Source organism: Streptomyces scopuliridis (genome assembly GCF_042790125.1).
Lineage (GTDB): Bacteria > Actinomycetota > Actinomycetes > Streptomycetales > Streptomycetaceae > Streptomyces > Streptomyces scopuliridis_A.
Genome location: NZ_JBHTZS010000010.1, coordinates 89,164 through 106,391 on the forward strand (window position 1 = coordinate 89,164; position 17,228 = coordinate 106,391).

The following is a 17,228-nucleotide window of genomic DNA, read 5'->3' on the forward strand; positions in this document are numbered from 1 at the left end:
TCTGCGGATGGTGCGAACAACATTGCCATCTAGGCAAACCATATGGCAACCTCTTACCAATCCCTGCAAGCCACCCTGGCCGATTCCGGCTGGAGACTGCCCCCTGAGCACAAGGTGGAGCACATGAAGAGCGCCGAATCACGCCCCGTTGCTGTACTGGTGGACGCCTACACCACTGGCAATCACTTGCCACCAGCGTTTGCCAAACTTGGCATTGACGTGGTGCATGTACAGAGCACCCCTGAGCTGATGACCTCGATGAGGCTGCCCGATCTCACCGCGTACCGGGCAGCCGTGCCCTATGGCACCGCGGCCGAAACCGCCGCGCTCCTCACGGAGTTGGCGCCGATCTGCGTGGTCGCCGGACAGGAACCGGGCGTACCGCTGGCGGACGAGCTGTCCGAGCTGCTCGGACTGCCGGGCAACGGCACGGCCCTGTCCGCCGCCCGCCGCGACAAGTACGAGATGATCGAGGCCCTGCGCCGGGCCGGCGTCCGCTGCGCCGACCAGTTCAAGAGCGACAGCGTCGAAGCGCTCGTCTCCTGGGCCGAGCGGCGCGGCGATTACCCCGTGGTCGTCAAGCCGCTGTCCTCCGCCGCCACCGACGGCGTGGCCATCTGCGGCAGCGTCGAAGAGGTACGCAAGGCCGCCGAGGCCGTGCTCGGCACCGTCAACATCTTCCACGAGCGCAACGACGAAGTCCTCATCCAGTCCTTCCTCCAGGGCGAGGAGTACATGGTCGACTTCGTCTCCTACGGCGGCGAGCGGTACGCCTGCGGCATCTGGCAGTACCACAAGCGGCTCAAGGGCACCCATCGCATCTACGACCGCGACTCGATCACCCCGCCGCTGTCGAGCCCCGCGCCCGAGATCATCGCGTACATGCACGAGGTGCTCGACGCCCTGGGGATCCAGTACGGGCCCACACACGCGGAGATCATCGTCACCCCCGAGGGCCCCACGCTCGTCGAGGTCGGGGCCCGGCTCAGCGGTGGGCTGGTCCCCGACTTCCACGACGTCTGCCTCGGCGGCAATCAGGCCGCTGTCACCGCGCTGGCCTACGCCCGTCCGCGGGAGTTCCTGGACCGTTACGCCGGCGGCACCTACCGCAAGCTGACGCACGCCACCTGGATCCTCGCGTCCACCGACCTCGACGGCGTCGTCGAGGAGATCGACCAGGACGTCGTCGCGGAGATCAAGGCGCTGCCGTCGGTCCATACCTTCGTCCCCAAGCTGGGCCCCGGCAAGCGCATCCGCCCGACCGTCGACCTGTACACCGCCACCTTCGGGGTGCACCTGTGTGACCCGTCGGCCGACGTCGTGGAGCGGGACTACGCGCGCATCCAGCAGCTCAAGGACCGCGTCTACCGGCTGCGCGACGACTCGGGGCGGGCCGCCGCATGACATCCGCACTTCACCGTCCCGAACTGCTGCTGATCGGCGGCGGCAGCGAGATGACGCTCAGCGTCGACGTGGCCGTACAGGCACTGGAGCAGGCGCGCGCCCGCGGACTGCGTACGCAGGTGACCAACCTCGCCGACACCCTCACCGCCACCCCGGCGGTCACCGCCGCGGCCGACGGCGCCGGCGCCGTCGACTTCACGCGCCCCGGCGACACCGCCGGCTGGGCGGCCGCGCGCGCCGCCGCCGGTGAGCGCCCCGCCGTCGTCTTCGGCGTGCGCGAGCTGGCCCAGGAAGCCGTCGCCGAGACCGCGCGGGCCCTGGCGCTGCCGGGCAACCCGCCCGCCGCCGTGCGCCGGATCCGTACCAAGGACGCGTGCCGGGCGGCGCTGGCCGCCGCTGGATTCCGGCAGCCCGCTGTCCGGTTGTGCGCGGACGAGGCCGAGGCCCGTGCCTTCCTCGCCGGTTCGGCCGGCCCCTGGGTCGTCAAGCCGCGCGACGGCATGGACAGCGCGGGGGTGCGCAAGATCACCGACGCCGACGAGCTGCCCGCCGCGCTCGCGCAGCTCCCGGAGCGCGACGTCCCCTTCCTGATCGAGGAGTTCGTCGACGGCGCGGAGTTCAGCGTCGAGGGTGTCTTCCTCGGCGGCAGCCCGCGTGTCCTCGCCGTCACGGCCAAGGAGAAGCTGGCACCCCCGTACTTCGTCGAGATCGGGCACGTGCTGCCCGCCGACATCCCGGAGGAGACCCGCCGCCGCATCGAGAACACCGTCACCACGGCGCTCACCGCCCTGGAGCTGAGCTTCGGCCTCTTCCACGTCGAGCTGTGGCTCACCGCCGACGGGATCGTCCTCGGTGAGGTGCACGCCCGGATCGGCGGTGGCTGGATCCACCGGATGCTCCCGCACGCCCTGCCCGGCCTGGAGCTCTACGGGACCGTCTACGACGACGTACTCGGCCGGCCCACGCGACTGCCCGTCGCCTCACGCGCCGCCGCCACCCGCTACTTCGCCCCGCCGGCCGGCCGGGTGGTCGCCGTCGAAGGCTGGGACGCGGTCCGCTCGCACCCGGCCGTGCTCCACGCCGAACTGCATGCCTCCCCCGGCGATGTGATCTCCGGCTTCCGCTGCGGCGGCGACCGCGTGGGCGCGGTGGTCGTCGGGGCGCCGACCCCGGCCGAGGCGCGTGAGCTCGCCCGTCGGCTCGTCGACTCGGTGCGGTTCACGGTCGAGCCGGTCACCGAACCGGACCAGGACCCCGGCCCGCCCGAGGTGTCCGTCACCCTCGAATCCCGGCCGCTCACCAGCTCGTTCCAGATCTCCCACATGACCATCGAGACGGTCGACCTCCTCCGGCTGCGGCTGCTCTCCGGCGGCGAGTGCGCAGGCGAGGGCGAGATCGCCGCCGACAGCGGTTACGGCCAGGACGGCCCGGCCATCGCCGCCGAGGCGGAAGCGCTGGCACGTACCGTGGCCGCGACATGCGACCGCGGTGAGGACCCGGTGGCGCCGATCCGCGCGGGCCTGGAGAGGGCCGCCGCCGACGGCGTCAGCGCCGCCGCCCGGATGCTCGTGGAGATGGCCTTCCTGGACCGCGCGGCCCGGCTGGCCGGCGTACCGGTGTGGCAGCTGCTCGGACTGCCCGAGCCCGGTCGCGTCCAGCTGCTGCACACCGTGCCCATCGGCGAGGACATCCCTCTCGACGGCCGGCCGCTCAAGATCAAGCTGGGCGGTGCGGACGACGAGCGGGTCCTGCGCTCGCTCCTCGGCGTCGACGCGCCGCTGATCCTCGACGCCAACCGCGGCTGGGACAGGCAGGACTGGGAGCGGCTGCGCCCCCTGGTCACCGAGCTGGCTCCGGCCGTCCTTGAGGATCCGGTGCGCGACCCGGCGCTGCTGCCCGGGATCCGCGCCGCGCTGCCCGGCACCGCCGTCGTCCTCGACGAAGGCGTCGCCACCCCGGCGGACGCCGAGTTCGCGGTCGGCGCGGCCGGTGGACTCAACGTCAAACTGATGCGCTTCGGCGGAATCCTGCCCGCGCTGACCGCCCTCACGGGCGCGACCGAGCGGGGGGCGGCCCGGATGCTGGGCTGCTTCCTGGAGCCGCCACGGGCCATCGCGTACGCCGCCCAGCTCGCCGGCCTGTGCGACTGGTCCGATCTGGACGGCCACTTCTGGGTGAGCGACGACCCGGCCGTCCCCGGGTACGAGCTGGACAGCGGCGCCCCCGGCATCCCCCGGATCTCGTACGGGTCATACCGCCCGAGCCGCCCGTACCGCGCGCACGAGGAGGCGCTGCCGGCATGACGGACGTCAAGCAGTGTCATCCGTACGGTAGTTGGCCCTCGCCGGTCGGGGCCGGGGACGCCGCCCGCGGCGACGCCCTGCTGGAGTGGGTCGGGTTCCTCGGCGAGGACGTCTGCTGGACCGAGGTGCTCCCCGACGAGGACGGCCGCAGCGGCCTCATGTGCCGCTCAGCCGACGGCATCCGCGAGGTGCTTCCGGCGGGCTGGGACGTACGCACCCGGGTCATCGAGTACGGCGGCCGCCCATGGCTGGCCCTGTCCGGCCGGGCCGAGGACGGCCTGGTCTTCACGCACGGTGCCGACCAGCGGGTCTACCGCTGGCGGCCGGGCACGGCCCCGGAACCGCTGAGCCCGGCCGGCGGCCGGCCCGGCGAGCTGCGGTACGCGGACTTCGCCGTGCGCGGCGACGAGGTCTGGTGCCTGCGCGAAACCGTGACGGACGATACCGCACGCTCGGCACGACGCCATCTCGTGGCGCTTCCGCTGGACGGCAGCGCCGCCGCCGACCCGTCGCGGGTACGCGAACTGGCCGCCAGCCACCACTTCATGACGGGCCCGCGCGTCGAGCCCGGCGGCGACCGGGTGGCCTGGCTCGGCTGGGACCACCCGGACATGCCCTGGGACACGACCCGTCTGATGGTGGCCGAGATCCAGCCGGACGGGACGATCGGCGAGGCGGTGGCCCGCCTGGGCGGCGACCGTGAGGCGGTCACCCAGGCGGACTGGGCCACGGACGGCACGGGCACCCTGTACGCCGTCAGCGACCCGGACGGCTGGTGGAACGTCCACGCGATCGGCCGGGACGGCCGGGTCCGCCAACTGTGCCCCGGTCCGGAGGAGTTCGGCGAGGCGCTGTGGCGGATCGGCCTGCGGTGGTGCCTGCCGCTGCTGGACGGGTCGCTCGCCGTGATCCACGGCGTGGGCGAGCGCAGGCTCGGCGTCCTCACCGCCGACGGCACCCTCACGGACTTCGCCGGTCCGGCCACCGAATGGCACTTCGCCGCGACCGACGGCCGACGGATCGCCGCGGTCTCCTCCTCGCCGGGCCGGCGGCGCACCGTCGTGCTGGCGGATCCGGCCGACGGCAGCGTCGAAACCGTACGGGCCCCCTCCGGGGCAACGGCCGGGACCTCCTTCGACGCCTACGCCACCACCCCGTACCGGCGCACCTACCGGGGCGCCGACGGCGAACCGGTCCACGCACACGTGTATCCGCCGTACCACCCCACGGTCACCGGCCCCGAGGACGAACTGCCGCCCTGGCTGGTCTTCGTGCACGGCGGCCCGACCAGCCGCACCCATCTGGTGCTCAACCAGGAGATCAGTTACTTCACCAGCCGGGGCATCGGTGTCCTGGACGTCCAGTACGGCGGCTCCACCGGTTACGGCCGGGCGTACCGCGAACGGCTGCGCCACAGCTGGGGCCTGACCGATGTCCGCGACTGCGCCACCGCGGTGCGCGGCCTGATCGCCGAAGGACTCGCCGATCCGCGGCGCGTCGCGATCCGCGGCGGCAGCGCGGGCGGCTGGACGGCCGTGGCGTCGATCGCCGCCGAACCCGGCCTCTACCGGGCGGCCGGGATCTACTACCCGGTACTCGACCCGGTGAGCTGGCGCGAGGAGACCCATGACTTCGAATCCCGTTACCTCGACACGCTGATCGGCCCCTGGCCACAGGCCCAGGACCGGTACGAGAAGCAGTCGCCGCTGCTCGACGCGGCACGTATCCGCGCCCCGTTCGTCCTGCTGCAAGGACTCGACGACACCGTCTGCCCGCCCGCCCAGGCGGAGCGCCTGCTCCAGCGGGTCGACGCCGCCGCGGTCCCGTACCGCTACCTGGCCTTCGAGGGCGAGGGGCACGGCTTCCGCCGCTCGGGCACCATCGCCGACTCGCTCCGGGCCGAACTGGATCTCTACGGACACGCACTGGGTTTCACCCCCGCGCTCTGAGCCGGCCCCCAGGGCAGCGCGGCTCCCACACTCCTCGAACGAACAGAGGCATTCCCATGTCCACTTTCGAGCCATTGAACTTCGACCGGCTCGCTCCAGGCATCCGCAAGGAACTGCGGAACCTCCGGGCCCTCGACAACCACCACGCACCGCTCGCGATCCTCTTCGAGTACGCGCTGATCGCCGCCTGCGTGGCGGTGTGCGTCGGAGTCTCGTACTGGTTCTATCCGGTGGCGCTGCTCGTCATCGGCTCCGTACAGCGGTTCCTCGCACACTTCCTGCACGAGTCCAGCCACAAGGTGTTCGCCAGGAACAAGACCCTGAACCTGGTCGGCGGCTCCCTCTTCTCCGGCTACCTCGTATGGCACCTCTACGGGCCGTACCGCAGCTCCCACGTCGGCAATCACCACCGCAACCTGGGCGACGCGCAGGACGACCCCGACTACAGCTTCCACATCGAGTGCGGTCTCTACGACACCGAGCGCTCCGACCGGCACTTCTTCCTCAAGGAGGTCGTGGCCTCCGCGCTGGGCCTGCGCACCGTCAACTACCTCGGTTACATCGCGCGCGAGCGGGTCTTCTGCGACAGCTCGCAGATCACCGTGTCGGTTCCCGTGCGGCTGCGCACCGAGCAGCTGGTCTTCGTCACCCAGTGGGCCATGATCTTCGGTGTCTGCGCCTGGTTCGGGGTACTGCCGGAGCTGCTGCTGTTCTGGTTCGTACCGCTGTTCACCACCAATGTGGCCATCGGCTGGCTGGCCGAACTCTCCGAGCACTACCCGATGCCGGAGAGCGAGAACAAGCAGATCCTGCTGACCCGGAACCGCCACGGCGTGTTCCTGGAACGGTTCTTCCTCAGCCGTCACAACGACCGTTACCACCTGGTCCACCACATGAACGCCGGCATTCCCTTCTGGAACCTCGGCCGCGCCCACAAGGTGCTGCTCAACGACCCCGGCTACGCCGCCTGGGACGGCCTGTGGGCGGGCGCCTTCACCCGGCCGCGCGGCCGGCGCGACAAGGAGACCGTGATCAGTTACGCCGCCAAGTACCGCGCCTGGCGCCGGCTCGGCGGTGACCCGGCGGCGGCCGGTGCCAGCTTCGCCCAGTTGATGGTGCTCGCCGCCGAGTCCGGCACCCCCGACCCCGCCGCCTCCGTCCTCGCCGGGGCCGGGCAGCTCGCCATCGACGACGAAAAGGCCAAGGTCCTCTCATGAAGTCCGCAGCATCGGTGCTCTCCCCCATGTCCCAGCGCGCCCTGCACGAGTCCGCCAGCCAGGGCCTGCGCATCCTGGCCGCCGACGAGCGGTGCCGCGACGCGTTCACCACGCCCGGTTCGGTCCTCCAGGACATACTGTCGCCGGCCGCGCGCCGGTATGTGCTCGCGGCGGACCGGGACGAGTTCCTCGGCCACCTCGAAGTCCTGCGGGCCAAGTCGTACCGGATCGCCGTGGAGTTCGTGGGCGAGGAGAACTCCGACCCCGTCGAGGTCGAGCGCGTCGTCGACGAGTACCTGGCGGTCCTGGCCCACGAACCGGTCCCGGAACAGCTCGGCTTCGACCTCTCCAACGTGGGCCTCGCCTTTTCCCGGGGGCTCTCCGAGAAGAACACCGCGCGGATCACCGGGGCCGCGGCTGCCCGGGGCTGCGAAGTCGTCCTCAGCATGGAACGGGCGCCCGCCGTGGACGACGTGCTCGCCACGTACCGCGATCTCGCCGCCGACCACGCCAACCTCGGCATCACCCTCCAGGCCTATCTGCACCGCACCGAGGCCGACCTCGATACGATCCCGGTCGCCGGCCGCAAGATCCGCCTGGTCAAGGGTGCCTTCGCCGCGCCCCCCGAGGTGGCCCTGGGCCGCGGCCCGGCGCTCGACGCGCGCTATCTGCGGCTCGCCGGAGACCTGGTGAACCGGGGCGCCCGGCTCAGCCTGGCCACCCAGGACGCCGCCATACTCACCGCCGCCGCGGCGAGCGGGCTGCTGGACCGGGTCGAGGAGATCGAGATGCTCCACGGCGTGCGTCCCGAGCTGCTGCGCGCCTACCGCGAGGCGGGCTACACGTGCCGCGTCTACGCCACGTACGGCGAGAACTGGTGGCTGCACCTGCTGCACCGGCTCGCCGAGCACCCGCCGATGGTGCTGACGGCGCTCGCGGACATCGCCGAGCGCCACCAGGCCGGCGGTCACACCGCGGGTGCGGGCTACTAGTAGGTCCTGCCCGGCCGAGGAAGTCCGCCGATCACGTATCCGCACACGAGGGAGCGAGTGAACAGCATGATCCACCTGAACACGGCCGGAGCGGGCCTGGTGCCCGCCGAGGTGCGGCAGACCATGGCCGAGGTCCTCGACCGTGAGGCAGCGACCGGTTGTTACGAGACGGAGGCCTTCCTCGACGGGATCGTCAACGACGAGGTCTACCGCCGGCTCGCCCGGGCGCTCGACGCCCCGGTCGCCGATGTGGCCCTGTTCGACAGCGCCACCCGCGCCTGGTGCGCCGTCGTGCCCCGGCTGTCCCTCGGCCCCGGCGACCGGGTCTGGGTCACACCCTACGAGTACGCGGGAAACCTCATCTCGCTGTTCAATCTGCGCGACCGCACCGGCTGCGTGATCGAGGTCGTACCCACCCTGCCGGGCGGCGACCTCGACCTCGAATGGATGGCCGCCCACATCGCGGACGACGTCGCCCTCGTCTCGGTAACGCACATCCCGTCCGGCTGCGGCATCGTCAATCCGGTCGAGGAGATCGGGCGCCTGCTCGCGCCGTACCGCTGCTTCTACGCCGTCGACGCCTGCCAGTCCATCGGCCAGCTGCCGGTCAGCGTGGCACGTATCGGCTGTCAGCTGCTCACCGGCGCGGGCCGCAAGTTCCTGCGCGGCCCGCGCGGTACCGCCTTCGCCTATGTGGCGCCCGAGCTGCGCGCCGCGCTGGTCCCCGAGTTCCACGATCTGCACGTGGCACGGATCGACTCGGCCGCGGGCTACCGGATCGACGACCACAGCGCCCGCTCCCTGGAGCTGGCCGAGCGCGGCACCGCCGCCGTGGCCGGGCTCAACACCGCGCTCACGCTCTTCGAAGAGGGCACGCCGTTCGACCACAAGGAGGTGTTCCGGGCGCTGCGCGCCACGGTCGAGGACATTCCGGGCGTCGAGCTCATCGCACCCGGCACCGAACAGTCGGGCATCCTCTCCTTCCGCCACCCCGACGCCGAGGCCGGAACCGTCATGGCGAGGCTCGCGGAGCAGCGCGTCAATGTATGGAAGATCGTCGGCCACCACACCCCCCTCTACATGGCGGAGCGCGGCGTGGAGACCGCCGTGCGCGTCTCGGCCCACTACTACAACACCCTTGAGGAGATAGAGATCTTCGGACGGGCGCTGCGCGGGGTCGTCGGAGTACGGACATGAGCGCGGCCACAAGCACGTCCACGAAGACGTCCACGAGCACGGGCACGGGCATCGGCGCGGGCGTGGAGACAGGCCCCGGCACGGGCGGCGGCCATCAGGAGACCCTGCACACCACCGTCAGCCGCTGGGCCGCCGAACGCCCCGGAGCCACCGCCGTCGTGCACGGGGCACGGCGGGTGAGTTACGCCGAACTCGACCGCACCGCCGACGCCTTGGCCGCGTCGCTGGCCCGCCGGGGCATCGGCCCCGGCGACCTGGTTCCCGTACTGCTGCCGCGCGGCATCGAGCTGATCTCCTCGGTGCTCGCCGTGCTGAAACTGGGCGCCGCGTACGCCTTGCTCGACGCCGCCTGGCCGGACCGGCGGATCCGGGAGGTCACCGCCCAGCTCGGCGCGCGCCTGATCATCACGGGAGATACCGCATGCGGGCGGGCGGGGCTGCCGGTGTGGTCGCCCACCGGTCACGACCACACCGCCCCGCGGCCGCCCGCCGGTTTCCCGCCGCCCGCCGACGTCGCTCCCGACGCGCCGGCCAGTGTCTTCTTCACCTCCGGAACGACCGGGCGGCCCAAGGGAGTTCTGACACCGCACCGGGCCACCGCGCGTCTGGTGCGCCCCGGCACCTTCGCCCGCTTCGACACCGCCACGGTGATCCCGCTGGCCGCCGCGCTCCCCTGGGACGCCTTCTCGCTGGAGCTGTGGAGCGCGCTGCTCAGCGGTGGCACATCACTCGTGGTCGAGGAGCCGTATCTGTCCGGACAGGCGCTGAGGGACGCGGTCGCCGGCCACGGCGCCGACACGGTCTGGCTCACCAGCGGTCTGTTCAACATGATCGTGGACGAGGACCCGGACGCCTTCCTCGGGCTGGCCCAGGTGATGACCGGCGGCGAACGGCTGTCCGTCCCGCACGTACGCGCCTTCGTCCGCCGCCACCCCGGCATCGCCCTGATCAATGGTTACGGGCCGGTCGAGAGCACCGTCTTCGCCACCACCCACCGCGTCACCGAGGCCGACTGCGACCTGCCCGGCGGCATCCCGGTCGGCCGGCCGGTCCCCGGTACGCGGATCCACCTCATCGACGGCGAGATCTGTGTCGCGGGCGACGGACTGGCGCTGCGCTACCTCGGCGACCCGGGGCTCACCGAGGCCAGGTTCCCCCTGGTGCGATCGGCCGACGGCGAGGACGTACGCGTCTACCGCACCGGCGACCTCGGCCGGCTGGACGACGACGGGGTGCTGCACTACCTGGGCCGCGCCGACCGGCAGGTGAAGATCCGGGGCCACCGGATCGAGCCGGCCGAGGTGGAGCGGCAGATCCGCGAGCTGATCCCGGGCGTCCGCGACTGCCGGGTGGTGGCGCGCCGGGACGAGGCCGGCAACGCCTCGGGTCTGGTGGCGTTCTGCGTGCCCGAGCGGCCGGATGACCGCCTGACCGGCGCCGAGGAGGTGCTGCGGACCGGCCTCGTGCACTATCAGCGGCCGGACGCCGTCGTCATGGTGTCCGCCTTCCCGGTGACCGCCCAGGGCAAGCTGGACGAGCGGGCCCTGCTCGGGGAACTGCCCCCGGACGTGGGGCCCTCCGCGACCGGTGCCGGTGCCTGCCCCGCCGACGGCACCGGCGACGACCGGTCACCGGCCCGCCGTACCGCCGCCGTCTTCGCGGCGGTACTGGGCCTGCCCTCCGTCCCGGCCGACACGCCCTTCGCGGAGCTGGGCGGCACCTCGCTGGCCGCCGGCCGGGTGTGTGCGCGGCTCGCGTCGGAACTGGGGCGGCCCGTGCCCGTGTCGCGGCTGTACGAGTTCCCGACCGCACGGGGCCTCGGACAGTGGCTGGCGCGCACGCGCCCGGCCGGCCCGGCGCCCCTCGCGGAGGGCGCCGACATACCCCTGACGCCCATGCAGACCGGCTATCTGACCCACCACCTCCTCACACCGGAGGACCGCTCCGCCCACTGCCTGCTCGTCTTCCGGATCGACGGCGCGCTGGACCTGGACGCCCTCGACAGCGCCGTCGAGGCCGTGCACGAGCGCCACGAAGTACTGCGGACGGCGTACCTCGCCACGCCCCGGCCCGTCGCGCGCGTCGTGGAGTTCCCCGCGCCCGTCCTGGAGATCCTGGAGGCGGAACCGGACGCGGACGCGGCGGCCGAGGCGCTCCGCGCGACACTCGGCGCCCCGCTCGCACTCGCCGAGGGCGAGGTGTGGCGTACCGCGCTGGTACCGCTGGAGTCCGGCCGTGCCTGGGTGTTCGGCTGCGTCGTCCACCACATCGCGTTCGACGGCTGGTCGGAGTCCGTCCTCACCGCGGACCTGGCGAGGGCGTACAACGCGTCCCGCGACGAGTCCGCCGCCGCCAGGTCCCCCACCGCCCCCGCGCGCCGCCCCGTGCCCCCCGCGCTGTCCGTCGCCGAGACCGCACGCCTGCGCGCGGACCGCTTGGCCCAGGCCGACCTGGAGCGCCAACGCACCACCCTGCACGCCGAATTGCGCGGTGTACCGGAACTGGTCTGGCCCCTGACGCCCCATCCCAGGGACCCCACAGACCTCCAACGGCCGGCCCCCCGACGCATCGAGCGGCTGCTGGACGAGGATGCCTCGGCCCGCCTGGACGCCGCCGCGGCCCGCGCGGGCGTCACGCGGTACGCCGTACTGCTGGCCTGCTACGGGCAGTTGCTCGCCGGGCTGACGGACCGGCGCGACTTCGCGGTCGGTGTACCGGTCGCCCAGCGCTTCGACAGCCGCCTCGACGACGCCGTCGGCTGCCACATCGAGATGGCCTGTCTGCGACTGCGCGGCCCGGCCGTCGGCGGCGGGCCGGAGGCCGTCGCCGAGGCCGGCCGGATCCTGGACCGGGCCTTCAGGGCCCAGGACGTGGCCTTCCACGACCTCGTACGGCTGCTCAACCCGCCGCGCACCGGACGCGCCCCGCTCTTCCAGACCCTCCTGGTGCTCCAGGACAACGCCGTCCCCGAACTGAACCTCGCCGGTCTCAGGACCGCGCAGCTGCGCCCGCCCTACCTGGGCATCCCGCTGGAGGTACACACGGAGTTCTGGCCGCTGCCCGACGGCCGGCTGCGGCTCGCGGTCAACTACCGTCCCGACGCCGTCCCGGACACCCTCGCCCACGAGCTCGCGAAGCGGCTCGCCGACCTCGTACACACCCTGCCGCTGCCAGAAGGAGACCCGTCATGAGCGTGCTCGCCCCCGAGACCGTCAGTCTTGTCGACCCCGGGCTGTACGCGACCGGCGACCCGTACCCGGTCTGGCGCTGGATGCGCGACAACGACCCGGTCCGCCGCTACGACGCCGCGGAGTACCCCGCGTTCTGGTCGCTCACCCGGTACGACGACATCCGTACCGTCTTCCAGGACGCACGGGTCTTCAGCTCGGCCCGGGGCATCCTGCTGCGCCCCCGGGCCCACGGCGAGGACCCCGGCGGCGGCCGTACCCTCGCGCTCACCGACCCGCCGCGCCACAAGGCGCTCCGTACGCTGGTCGCCGACTGGTTCACCACGCGTTCGGTGCGCTCGCTGGAGGACGCGATGCGCGGCGCCGTACGCCAGGTCGTGTCACGCGCGGCCGCGCTGGGCGAATGCGACTTCGTCACCGACGTCGCGGCGCGGCTGCCGCTCTATGTGATCTGCCGGCTGATGGGCGTACCGGACCATGAGCAGGAGATGCTCTTCTCCCTCACCAGCAAGGCGTTCGGCGCGGGCGAGCCGGAAACCCGCAGCGTCGCGCATCAGGAAATCATGGCGTACTTCGTCGAGCTGATGTACCGGCGGATGGACGAGCCCGAGGACGACCTGGTCAGCGCGCTGGTCAACGGCGAGGTCGACGGGGACCTGCTCAGCGAGGAGGACATCCTCCTGAACTGCGACAACCTCCTGGTCGGCGGCACCGAGAACGTCCGCCTCGCGGTGTCCGGCGGGATGAAGACCTTCCTGGACCGTCCCGCCGACTGGGAACGCCTGCGCGCGGACCGCGCTCTGATGCCCACCGCGGTGGAGGAAGTGCTGCGCTGGACCTCCAGCGCGACCCACATCATGCGCACGGTGACCGAGCCCGTGATGCTGCGCGACCGCCCGCTGGAGGCGGGTGACCGCGTCGTCATGTGGACCCCCTCGGCCAACCGGGACGAGCGTCACTTCGAGAACCCGGACACGTTCGACCTCACCCGCCGCCCCAACCGCCACCTCGCGCTGGGTGCCGGAACGCATTTCTGCCTCGGGGCGATGATGACCCGTACCGAGATGCGGATCCTCTTCACCGAGCTGCTGGACTCGGCGTACACCATCGAACAGACCGCCCCGGCCGTACCGCTGCGCTCGATCGTCGTGAACGGCCTGGAAAGCCTCCCGGTGAGGATCACAGCGAAATGAACCTCTACACCATCCTCACCCTGACCACCCCGCGCCCGCCCCGGCGAACGCGACGGGAGCACCGACTCGGGTTCCATCGGCCGCGATCGGCGCGGCCGATGGACCCGGAGCCGGACCCGGTGTCGCTGGACGAGCGGGTGAGCGGGCATGCGCCGCCGCCGGTCGTCTGATCTTCCGGGCGGGGTGACCGGGCCGGCCCACGGCGGGCCGGCCCGGTCACCACATCCACATCGCCTACGGAGGCCGGGAGTTACGCGAGTCCCGCCACGAGGTCCGCGACCGACTTGCGGCGGCCCGTGTAGAACGGGACCTCTTCGCGGACGTGCATCCGGGCCTCGGAGCCGCGCAGATGGCGCATCAGGTCGACGATCCGGTAGAGCTCGTCGGCCTCGAAGGCCAGCACCCACTCGTAGTCGCCGAGCGAGAACGAGGCGACCGTGTTGGCGCGTACGTCGGGGTAGCCGCGGGCCATCTTCCCGTGGTCGGCGAGCATCCTGCGGCGGTCCTCGTCGGGCAGCAGGTACCAGTCGTAGGACCGTACGAAGGGGTAGACGCTCACATAGTCGCGGGGCGTCTCGTCGGCCAGGAAGGCCGGTACGTGCGACTTGTTGAACTCGGCGGGGCGGTGCAGCGCCATGTTCGACCAGACCGGCTCCAGCTGCCGTCCGAACCGGGTGCGGCGGAAGCGGTTGTACGCGTCCTGGAGTTCGTCCGAGGTCTCCGCGTGCCACCAGATCATGACATCGGCGTCCGCGCGCAGCCCGGACACGTCGTAGGTGCCGCGTACGGTGACGTCCTTGGCGCCGAGCTGGTCGAAGAGCTCCTGGACCTCGTCCGCGAGGCCGGTCCGGTCCTCGGGCAGCACGTCGCGCAGCTTGAAGACGGACCACAGCGTGTAGCGGATGACCTCGTTGAGGTCCTTGGCCTTCTTGCCCGCGTTCGGGGTCTTCTCTGGTGCAGCAGTCATGGGGCTATTCTCCCGCGCCCCGGTCCGTGCCCCGCGCCAGGGTCGACGTGGCGATGATCTCGTCGGCGGCGCGCCGGGCGGACGCGACGCACGCCGGGATGCCGACGCCGTCGTACGCGGCGCCGCACAGCCGCAGCCCCGGGAGCTTGGCGACGGCCTCGCGGATCCGGGCGGTCCTGGCCAGGTGGCCGACGGGGTACTGCGGCAGGCCGCCGGTCCAGCGGGTCACTTCCGTGGCCACCGGCTTCGCGGTGAGCCCGACCGCGTCCCCGAGGTCGCGCAGCGAGACAGCCACGAGATCGGCGTCCTCGCGCTCCAGCTGCTCCTCCTCGCCGTACCGTCCGATGGAGGTGCGCAGCAGGAAGAGGCCGGGCGCGGCGTCCGCGACCCATCCCCACTTCCGGGTGGAGAACGTGGCCGCCTTGATCGTGCGGCCGTCCACGGGCGGTACGAGAAAGCCGCTGCCTTCGGGCATCGTGCCGAGATCAGCGCGCCGGAACGCCATCGTGACCAGCGCCATCGAGGCGTACTCGATCGCGGCGAGTTCGGCGGCGGCGGCCGGTGACTCCTCGGCGAGCAGCGCCGAGGCGGACCAGGCGGGGGTGGCGAGCACCACGCCGTCGGCGGCCAGGGCGGTCCGCTCGGTACGGATCAGCCAGCCGTCGGAGGTGCGCCGGAGGCCGAGGACGGGCGTCTCCATGAGGATCTCGCCGCCGCCCGCCCGTACGGCGTCCGCGACGGCGCCCGGCAGTCTGCCCACACCGCCGGCGATGCCCGCGAAGACCGCGCCCGGCGTCGCGCCGTCGCGCTGTCCGGCCGCGGCCCTGGCCTGGAGCTCGCGCACACCCGCCAGCAGGGAGCCATGGGTTCTGGCCAGATCGAAGAGCTGCGGGACGGCCGCCTTCATGGAGATGCGGTACGCGTCGCCCGCGTAGACCCCGCCGAGCAGCGGTTCCACGAGCCGGTCGACGACCTCGCGGCCGAGCCGCTCCGCGACGTACGCGCCGACCGGCACATCGTCGCCGACCTCGGTGGGCGGCAGTTCCGGTTCGCGGGCGATCCTGGCGAGCCCCTCGTCGGAGAGCAGCCCGGCGAGGGCGGCGGGATCGCCCGGCACACCCATCACATGGCCCTTGGGCATGGGCCGCAGCTTTCCGCGCGTCCACACCGACGCGGTGGTGGCGGTGGGCGGCTGGAGCAGTTCCCCGAGCCCGACGGCCCCGGCCAGCTCGACGGCCTCGGGCCGGCGCGCGAGCATCGACTCGGCCCCGAGGTCGACGGGGGCGCCCTCGATCTCGCCGGTCCGCAGCTTGCCGCCGAGCCGGCCGGTGGCCTCCAGCAGCGTCACCCGGATCCCGGCGCCCAGCAGCCGGTGCGCGGCGGCGAGACCGGCGATGCCGCCCCCGATGACGACGACATGGCCGGCAGGCGTGTCCACGTGCTGCGCGCTCGACTCCATGTCCCCACTCTCTCAAACCGTCAGGGACGTTCCATAACGAGTCCCGACCGTGACCGCTTCGGAACCGTAAATGAGCATCCGTGCAGGGGCCTCGCACGTCGAACGGGCGTCACACTCTCTCGCTTTCATCAACCGTCCCTGGGGGGCCGACATGCGCGCGATGCCAGCGTTCGCGGCAGCACTACTCACCGTCTCACTCGCTCTCGCCGGATGCGGCGCCTCCGACGGCGCCGACAACAAGTCGATGGCGGACAGCGCCGCGAAACCGGCGGAGCGGGCGGACTCGGCGGAGGCCGCGCCGGGCGCGGGCGCTCCGGCGTCGGTGAGCGAGGGGGCGGATGGAGAGCAGCGGCCCGCGAAGGCCGGTACGCATGTGATCCGTACCGCGGAACTCACCGTGCGCGTCAAGAACACGGAGAAGGCGCTCGCCACGGCGCGGACCGTGGCCGTGGACTCCGGTGGTCTCGTCGAGAACGAGTCCACCGAGCGGGTCGAGGGCGACCATGTCGGCTCGCGCATCGTGCTGCGCGTACCGCAGGACGCGTACGACGACGTGCTGGCCGAACTGGCGGGCACCGGCACGCTGGTGGCGCGCAAGGCCGACGCGAAGGACGTCACCGACCAGGTGGTCGATGTGAACAGCAGGATCGCCTCGCAGCGGGCGAGCGTCGCGCGCGTACGGGAGTTGATGGACCAGGCGACCTCGCTCAGCGATGTGGTGTCGCTGGAAGGCGAGTTGAGTACGCGTCAGGCCGCCCTGGAGTCACTGCTCGCGCAGCAGGCGTCGCTCAAGGACCGCACGTCCCTGGCCACCATCACGCTGGAACTCACCGAGGCTCCGGTCGCCAAGAAGGAGAAGAAGGAGGACGATCCCGGGTTCCTGGACGCGCTGGGCGGCGGCTGGGACGCGCTGACCGCGACGGTGCGCTGGATCGGCGTGGTGATCGGCGCGGTGGCACCGTTCGCCGCCGTGCTCGCGGTGCTCTATCTGCTGTGGCGGCTGGTACGCGGCCGGCTGGTACGCAGGCCGGAGCCCGTACCCGTGCCCACCCCCGCGCCCACCCCCACTCCCGCGCCCGCGGCCGAGCCCGCGCCGGTTCCCGGCGGACCGGCCGCCGGGGGGACACGCGAGGACTGACCTGATCCGTCCGCGTAGCGTTCCCCTGGAACACGGAAGCGAGAGGGGCGCGCAATGGCGGCGGAGCGCATGGTGGTCATCGGCGGCGGGGGGGGGGGGGGGGGCCCCCCCACCCCGGCCCCCCCGGGGGTGGGGCCCGCGGGGGGGGGCCCCCCAGGAACCACCAGGTGGGGGGGGGCGAGACAGGGACGGGGGGGCCCCCGCGCGGGGGGTTTTGAGGG

12 protein-coding genes are annotated in these 17,228 nt (G+C 72.3%); 10 read left to right on the plus strand and 2 right to left on the minus strand.

Annotation, left to right across the window (positions count from 1 at the left end; genetic code table 11):
- The first annotated feature begins 123 nt into the window (after positions 1-123).
- The 9 genes from ACFRKB_RS17800 to ACFRKB_RS17840 all read left to right on the plus strand — a co-directional run bounded on the left by ACFRKB_RS17800 (position 124) and on the right by ACFRKB_RS17840 (position 13,613).
- Positions 124-1,404, plus strand: coding sequence for an ATP-grasp domain-containing protein (locus tag ACFRKB_RS17800; protein ID WP_383106796.1), 1,281 nt, complete (start codon positions 124-126; stop codon positions 1,402-1,404).
- Positions 1,401-3,707, plus strand: a complete 2,307-nt coding sequence (locus ACFRKB_RS17805; protein ID WP_383106797.1) for an ATP-grasp domain-containing protein — start codon at positions 1,401-1,403, stop codon at positions 3,705-3,707. Before ACFRKB_RS17800 ends, ACFRKB_RS17805 begins: the two co-directional genes overlap by 4 nt.
- On the plus strand, positions 3,704-5,656 hold the full coding sequence (locus ACFRKB_RS17810) for a S9 family peptidase (protein WP_383106798.1): 1,953 nt from the start codon (positions 3,704-3,706) through the stop codon (positions 5,654-5,656). Before ACFRKB_RS17805 ends, ACFRKB_RS17810 begins: the two co-directional genes overlap by 4 nt.
- Before the next feature lie 56 nt (positions 5,657-5,712).
- Entirely contained in the window at positions 5,713-6,873 is a 1,161-nt protein-coding gene (locus ACFRKB_RS17815; protein WP_383106799.1) for a fatty acid desaturase, read from the plus strand.
- Complete coding sequence (locus ACFRKB_RS17820) at positions 6,870-7,865, plus strand: proline dehydrogenase family protein (RefSeq protein ID WP_383106800.1); 996 nt, start codon at positions 6,870-6,872, stop codon at positions 7,863-7,865. The genes ACFRKB_RS17815 and ACFRKB_RS17820 overlap by 4 nt, the downstream gene beginning before the upstream one ends.
- A 66-nt stretch (positions 7,866-7,931) precedes the next feature.
- On the plus strand, positions 7,932-9,062 hold the full coding sequence (locus tag ACFRKB_RS17825) for an aminotransferase class V-fold PLP-dependent enzyme (protein ID WP_383106801.1): 1,131 nt from the start codon (positions 7,932-7,934) through the stop codon (positions 9,060-9,062).
- A complete protein-coding gene (locus ACFRKB_RS17830) occupies positions 9,059-12,253 on the plus strand; it encodes an AMP-binding protein (RefSeq protein ID WP_383106802.1) in 3,195 nt (1,064 codons plus the stop codon). The genes ACFRKB_RS17825 and ACFRKB_RS17830 overlap by 4 nt, the downstream gene beginning before the upstream one ends.
- A complete protein-coding gene (locus ACFRKB_RS17835; protein WP_383106803.1) occupies positions 12,250-13,443 on the plus strand; it encodes a cytochrome P450 in 1,194 nt (397 codons plus the stop codon). The genes ACFRKB_RS17830 and ACFRKB_RS17835 overlap by 4 nt, the downstream gene beginning before the upstream one ends.
- Positions 13,440-13,613: a hypothetical protein gene (locus ACFRKB_RS17840; RefSeq protein ID WP_383106805.1), complete on the plus strand. Its 174-nt coding sequence runs from the start codon at positions 13,440-13,442 to the stop codon at positions 13,611-13,613. The genes ACFRKB_RS17835 and ACFRKB_RS17840 overlap by 4 nt, the downstream gene beginning before the upstream one ends.
- Positions 13,614-13,693: 80 nt before the next feature.
- On the opposite strand, the gene hemQ is transcribed toward ACFRKB_RS17840, so the two are convergent.
- Positions 13,694-14,410: a hydrogen peroxide-dependent heme synthase gene (hemQ, locus tag ACFRKB_RS17845; protein ID WP_383106806.1), complete on the minus strand. Its 717-nt coding sequence runs from the start codon at positions 14,408-14,410 to the stop codon at positions 13,694-13,696.
- Positions 14,411-14,414: 4 nt separating this feature from the next.
- Positions 14,415-15,869, minus strand: coding sequence for a protoporphyrinogen oxidase (gene hemG / locus ACFRKB_RS17850; RefSeq protein ID WP_383106807.1), 1,455 nt, complete (start codon positions 15,867-15,869; stop codon positions 14,415-14,417).
- Between the two features lie 151 nt (positions 15,870-16,020).
- On the opposite strand from hemG, the gene ACFRKB_RS17855 reads away from it, so the two are divergent.
- Positions 16,021-17,007 (plus strand): DUF4349 domain-containing protein, encoded by a 987-nt coding sequence (locus tag ACFRKB_RS17855; protein ID WP_383106808.1) that lies wholly within the window; start codon positions 16,021-16,023, stop codon positions 17,005-17,007.
- The last annotated feature ends 221 nt before the right edge of the window (positions 17,008-17,228 follow it).

Bases quoted from the DNA above. Each gene is read 5' to 3' on its own strand.
- ACFRKB_RS17800 (WP_383106796.1), top strand. From the start codon at position 124: ATGAAGAGCGCCGAATCACGCCCCGTTGCTGTACTGGTGGACGCCTAC.
- ACFRKB_RS17805 (WP_383106797.1), top strand. From the start codon at position 1,401: ATGACATCCGCACTTCACCGTCCCGAACTGCTGCTGATCGGCGGCGGC.
- ACFRKB_RS17810 (WP_383106798.1), top strand. From the start codon at position 3,704: ATGACGGACGTCAAGCAGTGTCATCCGTACGGTAGTTGGCCCTCGCCG.
- ACFRKB_RS17815 (WP_383106799.1), top strand. From the start codon at position 5,713: ATGTCCACTTTCGAGCCATTGAACTTCGACCGGCTCGCTCCAGGCATC.
- ACFRKB_RS17820 (WP_383106800.1), top strand. From the start codon at position 6,870: ATGAAGTCCGCAGCATCGGTGCTCTCCCCCATGTCCCAGCGCGCCCTG.
- ACFRKB_RS17825 (WP_383106801.1), top strand. From the start codon at position 7,932: ATGATCCACCTGAACACGGCCGGAGCGGGCCTGGTGCCCGCCGAGGTG.
- ACFRKB_RS17830 (WP_383106802.1), top strand. From the start codon at position 9,059: ATGAGCGCGGCCACAAGCACGTCCACGAAGACGTCCACGAGCACGGGC.
- ACFRKB_RS17835 (WP_383106803.1), top strand. From the start codon at position 12,250: ATGAGCGTGCTCGCCCCCGAGACCGTCAGTCTTGTCGACCCCGGGCTG.
- ACFRKB_RS17840 (WP_383106805.1), top strand. From the start codon at position 13,440: ATGAACCTCTACACCATCCTCACCCTGACCACCCCGCGCCCGCCCCGG.
- hemQ (WP_383106806.1), bottom strand. From the start codon at position 14,410: ATGACTGCTGCACCAGAGAAGACCCCGAACGCGGGCAAGAAGGCCAAG.
- hemG (WP_383106807.1), bottom strand. From the start codon at position 15,869: ATGGAGTCGAGCGCGCAGCACGTGGACACGCCTGCCGGCCATGTCGTC.
- ACFRKB_RS17855 (WP_383106808.1), top strand. From the start codon at position 16,021: ATGCGCGCGATGCCAGCGTTCGCGGCAGCACTACTCACCGTCTCACTC.